The following is a 7927-nucleotide window of genomic DNA, read 5'->3' on the forward strand; positions in this document are numbered from 1 at the left end:
ACGACCTACCTTGCGACGAGTGGAGGACAGTGCGATGTTCGCACTCTCCGTGACCGGCCCGCAAGGCGGGTACCCGCTGCCCTCCACTTCCCCGAAACTGTGCGTTCACCCTCTGGTCAGGGGTATTGACGGGCCTTTGAACGATCAACGGCGTGACCGACACCACACCGCACGGACGATCCACCGGCGAGCTGACCGCGTACTTCTACGCGGCCTCTACATGACCGGCACATTCGCGAGGTGCGGGCCGGGAGCTCGCCGGTGACGGGACGAACGATCGACCCGCCGTGGCGGGTCGATCGTCGTGGACACGGACCGTGCGTCGTGCGAACGGACCACGCGGAGCGCGGGGTGTCACCCCAGCGGGTCGAACTCCTCGAACTCCCGCTGTGCGTCGTCCCGTTCGGCGTCGCGGTCCCTGCGTCGCTGCGCCGCGGGACGCGGGGCCTCCAGCCGGTGGTCCTCACCGCGGCGGCCGAGCATCTCCGCGCCGGCCATCATCGACGGCTCCCAGTCGAAGACGACCGCGTCGTCCTCGGCGCCGATGGCCACACCGTCGCCGGCCCGCGCGCCGGCCTTCATCAGCTTGGCCTCGACCCCGAGGCGGCTGAGCCGGTCCGCGAGGAAGCCGACGGCCTCGTCGTTGCTGAAGTCGGTCTGGCGTACCCAGCGCTCGGGCTTCTCGCCGCGCACCCGGTAGACACCGTCATCCTCAAGAGTGACGGTGAAGCCCGCGTCGTCGACGGCCCTCGGACGGATGACGATCCGGGTCGCCTCCTCCACCGGCTTCTCGGCGCGCGCCTTGGCCACGACCTCGGCGAGCGCGAAGGACAGCTCCTTGAGCCCCAGGTGGGCCACGGCCGACACCTCGAAGACGCGGTAGCCGCGCTCCTCCAGCTCGGGACGGATCATCTCGGCGAGATCCAGGCCGTCCGGGATGTCGACCTTGTTGAGGACGACGACGCGCGGCCGGTCGTCGAGACCGCCGTACTGCTTGAGCTCCTCCTCGATGACGTCGAGGTCGGAGAGGGGGTCACGGTCGGACTCCAGCGTGGCCGTGTCCAGGACGTGTACGAGGACCGAGCAGCGCTCGACATGGCGCAGGAACTCCAGCCCGAGGCCACGGCCCTGGCTGGCGCCCGGGATCAGCCCGGGGACGTCCGCGATGGTGTAGACGGTCGAACCGGCGGTGACCACGCCCAGGTTGGGGACGAGCGTCGTGAAGGGGTAGTCCGCGATCTTGGGCCTGGCCGCCGAGAGCACCGAGATCAGCGAGGACTTGCCCGCGCTCGGGTAGCCGACGAGCGCCACGTCGGCGACCGTCTTGAGCTCCAGGAGGACATCGCCGCCACGGCCGGGCTCGCCGAGCAGGGCGAAGCCGGGGGCCTTGCGGCGGGCCGAGGACAGCGCGGCGTTGCCGAGACCGCCGCGGCCGCCGTCGGCGGCGACATAGGTGGTGCCCTCGCCGACCAGGTCGGCGAGGACGTTGCCGTCCTTGTCGAGGACGACCGTGCCGTCCGGGACGGGCAGGACCAGGTCCTGGCCGTCCTTGCCCGAGCGGTTGCCGCCCTCGCCGGGCTTGCCGTTGGTGGCCTTGCGGTGCGGTGAGTGGTGGTATTCGAGCAGCGTCGTCACCGACTGGTCGACGACCAGGATCACGTCGCCGCCACGGCCGCCGTTGCCGCCGTCGGGTCCGCCGAGCGGCTTGAACTTCTCACGGTGTACGGAGGCGCAGCCGTGGCCTCCGTTACCCGCGGCGACATGCAACTCGACGCGGTCCACGAAGGTGGTCATGGGGATTGCCTCCAGTACATACGGATTGTCTTACCTGCAACACGCGAAAGGCGGACCTACTTCCCGTCTCCGGGAAGTGAGGTCCGCCCTCGCGAAGAAAACCGTTCTACGGGCGCCTGATGACTAGGCGACCGGAACGATGTTCACGACCCTGCGGCCACGGTGAGTACCGAACTCCACCGCACCGGCGTTCAGCGCGAACAGCGTGTCGTCGCCGCCACGGCCGACGCCGGAGCCCGGGTGGAAGTGGGTGCCACGCTGGCGGACCAGGATCTCACCGGCGTTGACGACCTGACCGCCGAAGCGCTTCACGCCGAGCCGCTGAGCATTGGAATCGCGCCCGTTCCGAGTGGACGATGCGCCCTTCTTATGTGCCATGTCTCCTCAGTCCCTTACTTCGCAGCCGCGGGGATACCGGTGACCTTGATCGCCGTGTACTGCTGACGGTGACCCTGGCGACGGCGGTAGCCGGTCTTGTTCTTGTAGCGAAGGATGTCGATCTTCGCGCCCTTGTGGTGGTCCACGACCTCGGCCGTGACCTTGATGCCGTCCAGCACCCACGGGTCGCTGGTGACGGTGTCGCCGTCGACCACGAGCAGGGTCGAGAGCTCGACCGTGTCGCCAACCTTGGCGGTGGGAATCTTGTCAACCTCAACGATGTCGTCGACAGCAACCTTGTGCTGGCGACCACCGCTGCGCACGATGGCGTACACGCGGAACTCACTCTCGCTCGGAACGGAAACCCCTGAAGCCAGCCGCTCGTACGGCCCGGGAGCCGTACTGATCCGCAGAGGACGAGCGGCCTCTTCCGACGGCACCGAAAGGTGACCGGAAGGTAGGTGCTCAGGGGTGGGCGCGCATAGAAACACGCCGACGAGCCACGGTACGGGCCTTCCCACCGGCCGGTCAAACCGGCCCGGGAAGGGACATGGGGAATATGAAGTTGATGGATAAACTTTCTAGAAAGACATCAACCGAAGGAAGCTGCCATGTCCACCGCCCCGACCGTCCCCCCCAGTACCGCCCGGCAACCCCGGATCCGTGCGAGACAGGTGTCCCACGGCACCGGCTTCTGGTTCGCGACTGTGGCGTTCACGGCCCTGACCGCGTTCGGCACCGCCCCCGTGGCGCTGTGGCCGCTCTACCAGGCACGGGACGGCTTCGGGGCGACCATGGTCACGGTGGCCTACGGCATCGTGGTCGTCGGCGCGGCATTGAGCTTCGTGACCCTCGGGCACCTGTCGGACCGCTTCGGGCGGCGCCCCGTCATGGTCTCGGCGCTGCTGGTGGCGATCGTCGCCGCCCTGGTGCTGCTGATCTGGCCGGACCTGCCGGGGCTGCTCACCGGCCGTTTCCTCAACGGCGTCGGGATCGGTCTGATGAGCTCCACCGCGGCCACCTATCTGCATGACCTCTATCACAGGGAACACCCCGACCGGCCGCACTCCAGCCTCCCGGGCATCATCGTCACCGCCGCGAACCTCGGCGGACTGGCGCTCGGCCCGCTGGTGGCCGGCATCATCGCGCAGTGGCTGCCCTCCCCCCTGCTCGTCACCCAGGGCCTCTTCGCCGCGGTGATGGCCATCTCCGTGCTGCTGACGCTGCACACCCCGGAGACCGTGCACCGCAAGCCCCGCACCGAGAGCGCCCCGATCCGCTTCGCGCTGCGTCCCGGCGGCCGCCCCGTGTTCATCGCCGCCGGCGGCCTCGGCTTCTTCTCCTTCGCCGTGTTCGGTCTGTTCTCCTCGCTCGGCGCCACCATGCTCCATGTCAAGCTGGGCATCGACTCCCACTTCATCGCGGGACTCGCGCCCTTCGTGATGTTCGCGGCGGCCACGGTGGGCCAGCTGGCGCTCAGCCGGCTGAGCCTGCGCCCGCTGCTGACGCTCGGCGCCACGGTCTTCCCCCTGGGTCTGGCCCTGGCGGCCGTGTCGCTCTACCACCCGCAGCTCTGGCTCTACCTGGTCGCGGCGGCACTGACCGGAGCGGGCGCGGGCCTGCTGTTCAAGGGCGGTGTCGTGCAGACCGCCTCGGTCGCGGAGCCCGCGTCGCGGGCCGGCGTGCTCGCGATGTACTTCGTCATCGGATACATCGGCATGGGCGTGCCCGCGGTGATCTTCAGCATCATCATCAAGCACCTCTCCATCAACGTCACCATGATCGGCTTCGCCGCGCTGCTGTCGGTCGGCGCCGCCCTGTCCGTCATGAGGGGCCTGCGGAGCAGCGACCGGTGAGAGAGGTTGTTGCATAGGCAACGATCCCGAAGGATTCCCGCCCTCAACGCCTTGTTCAGGGTGCGGCGGCCGACAGCGGCCACGGAACGCGACAAGAAGCAGGAGGCGGCCATGCCTTTCGAGATCGGCATCTACTCATTCGGTGAACTGACCCCGGACCCGGTCTCCGGGCAGGTCATCTCACCCCAGACCCGGATCCGCGAATTCATCGAGCAGGCCGAGGTCGCCGACCAGGCGGGGCTGGACGTCTTCGCGCTCGGCGAGCACCACCGCTCCGACTTCGCCATCTCGGCGATCCCGGTCGTGCTCGCCGCGATGGCCGAGCGGACCAAGGACATCAGGCTCTCCAGCGCGGTCACGGTGCTCAGCTCCGAGGACCCGGTCCGGGTGCACCAGCAGTTCGCCACCCTGGACCTGATATCCGGCGGTCGCGCCGAGATCATCGCGGGCCGTGGTTCCTACACCGAGTCGTTCCCGCTCTTCGGATACGACCTGGACCTCTACTCCGAGCTCTTCGCCGAGAAGCTCGAACTGCTCATGGCCATCCGCGAGCAGCACCCCCTCACCTGGCGCGGCCGGCACCGGGCGCCGCTGTTCGACGCGGACATCGCGCCACGGCCCGCGCAGGACAAGCTGCCGCTGTGGGTGGCGGTCGGCGGCACCACCGCTTCCGCGGCCCGTGCCGGTTCGCTCGGTCTGCCGCTCGCGCTCGCCATCCTGGGCGGCGCCGTCAGCCGCTACGCGCCGCTGGTGAACCTCTACCGGGAGAGTGCCCGGCAGGCCGGTCACGATGTCGCCGCGCTGCCGGTGTCCATCAACTCCCCGGGCTTCGTCGCCCCGACGACCCGTGCGGCCCGCGACATCTCGTACCCCTACTTCGACCGCGGCATGCTGGAGAACTTCCACCAGCGCGGCCAGGGTTTCCACACCCCTCGCAAGGCGTACGACGCCCAGGCGACGCTGGCCGGCGGCCTCTTCGTCGGCAGCCCGCAGGAGATCATCGACAAGATCCTCTACCAGCACGAGCTCTTCGGTCACCAGCGGCTGCTGATGCAGCTCGGCTTCGGCGGGGTCCCGCAGAAGCACATGCTGAAGGCCATCGAGCTGCTCGGCACCGAGGTGGCCCCCGTCGTACGCCGCGAGATCGCCTCCCGCGAGGCCTCCCGCTCCACAAGCGAGGTGACCAAGTGAGCACGCGCACGCTGAAGGTCGTCACGGTCTCCGGCAGTCTCCAGGAGCCCTCCAAGACCGTCGCCCTGACCGAGCAGATCGTCGAGACCCTGGCCACCCGCCTCCCGGTCGAGAACCACCGCATCGACATCCACAAACTGGGCGCCGGATTCACCGGCGCGCGGCACCCGGACGACCTGCCGGAGAGCGTCCTCGACGAGATGCGGCTGCTGGCCGAGGCCGACCTGGTGATCGCCGCCAGCCCGGTCTTCCGGGCCTCGTACACCGGGCTGTTCAAGCACTTCTTCGACCTGATCGAGAACCAGTACGCGCTGGCCAACAAGCTCGTGCTGCTGGCCGCCACCGGCGGCAGCGACCGGCACGCCCTCGTCCTGGAGCACCAGTTCCGGCCGCTGTTCGGCTTCTTCCAGGCGCTCACCGTCCCGGTCGCGCTGTACGCGAGCAGTGGCGACTTCGACGGCATGCAGATCCTCAACCCCGAGGTCCACGCCCGGATCGAGGTCGCTGTCGACGACATCGCCGAGCTGCTGCGCGCCCGCGTCGGCGGCACCGCCACGGAGCCGGCCCCGGCCGGGGATTCCGGCCCGTACGAGGGAGTCACGCGCGTATGACCAGGAACGGCAAGCCGGCCGGCGGCAGGTCGGGCGGCGGAAAGCCGACCGGCGGCAGGACGACCGGCGGCAAGCCCGGCGGCGGCAGGGCGAGCGGCGGGGGCAAGGCAGCCGGCGCCGGCAAGCCGGCCGCCAGGTCGGGCGGCGGCAAAGCGGCGGGCACCGCCAGGTCGGGCGGCGGCAGGTCGGGCGGCGGCAGGTCGGGCGGCGGCAAGCCGACCGGCGGCAGGTCCGGCGGCAACCCGTTGCCCAACACCCCGCAGGGCAAGGCGCTGGTCGACGAGCTGCTGATGGTGCACGACTCCATCCGCCGCGACCTGGCGACGGTGCGCAAGCTGGCCCAGCGCGTGACGAAGGGGCTGACGGCCAAGGAGCTGTCGGCGGACCTCAAGACGCTCCAGACCCGGGGACCGCTGTGGCAGCTGCGGGTGAACTGCCTGCAGCACTGCCGCCACGTGCACACCCACCACAGCTTCGAGTCGGCCATGATGTTCCCCGCGCTGAAGGCCGCCAACCCCCAGCTCCGTCCCGCCGTGAACCGGCTGGAAGCGGAACACCGGGCCATCTCCGATCTGCTGGACGAGGTGCAGGGAGCGGCCTCCGCGCTCGCCGAGGACATCTCCGCCGAGGCACGGCAGCGCGTGGTCAAGGCGCTCGACACGTTCGCCGACCAGCTCCTGAAGCACCTCTCCTACGAGGAGGAGCAGATCATCCCGACCCTGCGCCGCTGGCAGCACCAGTACTACTTCTGAGCGGCCCAGCACCGCTACATCTGACCGATCGAGGAGCTATGACCAGCCAAGAAGCACCCGCGGACAAGGAATTCGTCCGCTCCCCCAACCATTTCGCCGACCGGATCACCGCCGACGGCTCCTCACCCTGGCCGGTGGAGGCGGACCGCTACCGCCTCGTCATCAACCGGGCCTGTCCCTGGGCCAGCCGCGCGGTCATATCCCGGCGGCTGCTCGGTCTGGAGGACGTCATCTCGATGGCGGTCACCGACCCGATCCAGGACGAGCGCAGCTGGCGGTTCACCCTGGACCCGGACGGCAAGGACCCGGTCCTGGGTATCCGGTACCTCTCCGAGGCGTACCTCGCGGCGGAGCCCGACTACACGGGCGGGGTCAGTGTCCCGGCCGTCGTCGACGTCCCGAGCGGCAAGCTGGTCACCAACGACTACCCGCAGATCACGCTCGACCTGGCCACGGAGTGGACCGCGCACCACCGCGCCGGTGCTCCCGACCTGTACCCGGAGCACCTGCGCGACGAGATCGACGCCGTGAACGCCGAGGTGTTCAGGGACATCAACAACGGCGTGTACATGGCCGGTTTCGCCAAGAACCAGAAGGTGTACGAGCGGATCGTGGGCCGCCTCTTCGCCCGCCTGGACGCGCTGTCCGAGCGTCTGGAGCGACAGCGCTACCTGGTCGGCGACACGATCACCGAGGCCGACATCCGGCTGTTCGTCACCCTGGTGCGGTTCGACTCCGTCTACCACGGTCACTTCAAGTGCAATCGCAACAAGATCAGCGAGATGCCGGTGCTCTGGGCGTACGCCCGTGACCTCTTCCAGACCCCCGGGTTCGGGGACACCGTCCACTTCGAGCACATCAAGCGGCACTACCACTTCGTCCATCACGAGATCAATCCCACCCGGATCGTTCCTGTCGGCCCCGACCCCATCGGATGGACCACCCCGCACGGCCGCGAGGCCCTGGGCGGGCGCCCGTTCGGCGACGGTACGCCCCCCGGCCCGCCGCGGGCCGGCGAAGAGGTCCCTCCTCTGATCTGATCTGAGCTGAGCTTCCCCCGGTGGCCACCCCGGGCCGCGCCGAGTCGACCGAAGGCTCCGCGCGGCCCGGGGTGGCTTTTTCGCGGGCGCCCAACAGACCTCAGGATCAGGATGGTTGCGCGCGCAACCTTCGTGAAGAGAACGGACCCCCCGGGACTTGTCATAGATGCGCGGCGAGGGAGCCGCGGAGAACACACCACAGAGGAGTCCTTCGATGACCAGCCCCAAGAACCTGCTCGACCCGAACGAAGCCGTGATCGTGTTCATCGACCACCAGCCGATGACGCTCTTCGGTGTGCACTCCC

General features: G+C 69.1%; 8 protein-coding genes. 5 read left to right on the top strand and 3 right to left on the bottom strand.

Annotated features, from left to right (window positions below):
* Positions 1–354: 354 nt before the first annotated feature.
* The 3 genes from obgE to rplU all read right to left on the bottom strand — a co-directional run bounded on the left by obgE (position 355) and on the right by rplU (position 2507).
* Positions 355–1794, bottom strand: a complete 1440-nt coding sequence (obgE, locus tag ACIBAE_RS18310; protein ID WP_399286106.1) for a GTPase ObgE — start codon at positions 1792–1794, stop codon at positions 355–357.
* Between the two features lie 123 nt (positions 1795–1917).
* A complete protein-coding gene (gene rpmA / locus ACIBAE_RS18315) occupies positions 1918–2172 on the bottom strand; it encodes a 50S ribosomal protein L27 (protein WP_399286108.1) in 255 nt (84 codons plus the stop codon).
* A 14-nt stretch (positions 2173–2186) separates the two neighbouring features.
* On the bottom strand, positions 2187–2507 hold the full coding sequence (gene rplU, locus ACIBAE_RS18320) for a 50S ribosomal protein L21 (RefSeq protein WP_399286110.1): 321 nt from the start codon (positions 2505–2507) through the stop codon (positions 2187–2189).
* Positions 2508–2783: 276 nt separating this feature from the next.
* On the opposite strand from rplU, the gene ACIBAE_RS18325 reads away from it, so the two are divergent.
* The 5 genes from ACIBAE_RS18325 (at position 2784) to ACIBAE_RS18345 (ending at position 7622) form a co-directional block, all read left to right on the top strand.
* A complete protein-coding gene (locus ACIBAE_RS18325) occupies positions 2784–4028 on the top strand; it encodes an MFS transporter (RefSeq protein WP_399286112.1) in 1245 nt (414 codons plus the stop codon).
* A 111-nt stretch (positions 4029–4139) separates the two neighbouring features.
* Positions 4140–5219 carry an LLM class flavin-dependent oxidoreductase gene (locus ACIBAE_RS18330; protein WP_399286114.1) on the top strand — a complete coding sequence of 360 codons (1080 nt, stop codon included), beginning with the start codon at positions 4140–4142 and terminating at the stop codon, positions 5217–5219.
* Entirely contained in the window at positions 5216–5830 is a 615-nt protein-coding gene (gene msuE, locus ACIBAE_RS18335) for an FMN reductase (RefSeq protein ID WP_399286116.1), read from the top strand. Before ACIBAE_RS18330 ends, msuE begins: the two co-directional genes overlap by 4 nt.
* Positions 5827–6582, top strand: coding sequence for a hemerythrin domain-containing protein (locus ACIBAE_RS18340; RefSeq protein WP_399286118.1), 756 nt, complete (start codon positions 5827–5829; stop codon positions 6580–6582). The genes msuE and ACIBAE_RS18340 overlap by 4 nt, the downstream gene beginning before the upstream one ends.
* Positions 6583–6620: 38 nt before the next feature.
* Entirely contained in the window at positions 6621–7622 is a 1002-nt protein-coding gene (locus ACIBAE_RS18345) for a glutathione S-transferase family protein (RefSeq protein ID WP_399286120.1), read from the top strand.
* Positions 7623–7927 lie beyond the last annotated feature (305 nt).

Origin of the sequence: Streptomyces sp. NPDC051569 (assembly GCF_044454085.1) — a bacterium.
Classification (GTDB): domain Bacteria; phylum Actinomycetota; class Actinomycetes; order Streptomycetales; family Streptomycetaceae; genus Streptomyces.

Excerpts from the sequence above, each read along its gene's own strand:
- obgE (WP_399286106.1), bottom strand. The coding sequence starts at position 1,794 with ATGACCACCTTCGTGGACCGCGTCGAGTTGCATGTCGCCGCGGGTAAC.
- rpmA (WP_399286108.1), bottom strand. The coding sequence starts at position 2,172 with ATGGCACATAAGAAGGGCGCATCGTCCACTCGGAACGGGCGCGATTCC.
- ACIBAE_RS18325 (WP_399286112.1), top strand. The coding sequence starts at position 2,784 with ATGTCCACCGCCCCGACCGTCCCCCCCAGTACCGCCCGGCAACCCCGG.
- ACIBAE_RS18330 (WP_399286114.1), top strand. The coding sequence starts at position 4,140 with ATGCCTTTCGAGATCGGCATCTACTCATTCGGTGAACTGACCCCGGAC.
- ACIBAE_RS18340 (WP_399286118.1), top strand. The coding sequence starts at position 5,827 with ATGACCAGGAACGGCAAGCCGGCCGGCGGCAGGTCGGGCGGCGGAAAG.
- ACIBAE_RS18345 (WP_399286120.1), top strand. The coding sequence starts at position 6,621 with ATGACCAGCCAAGAAGCACCCGCGGACAAGGAATTCGTCCGCTCCCCC.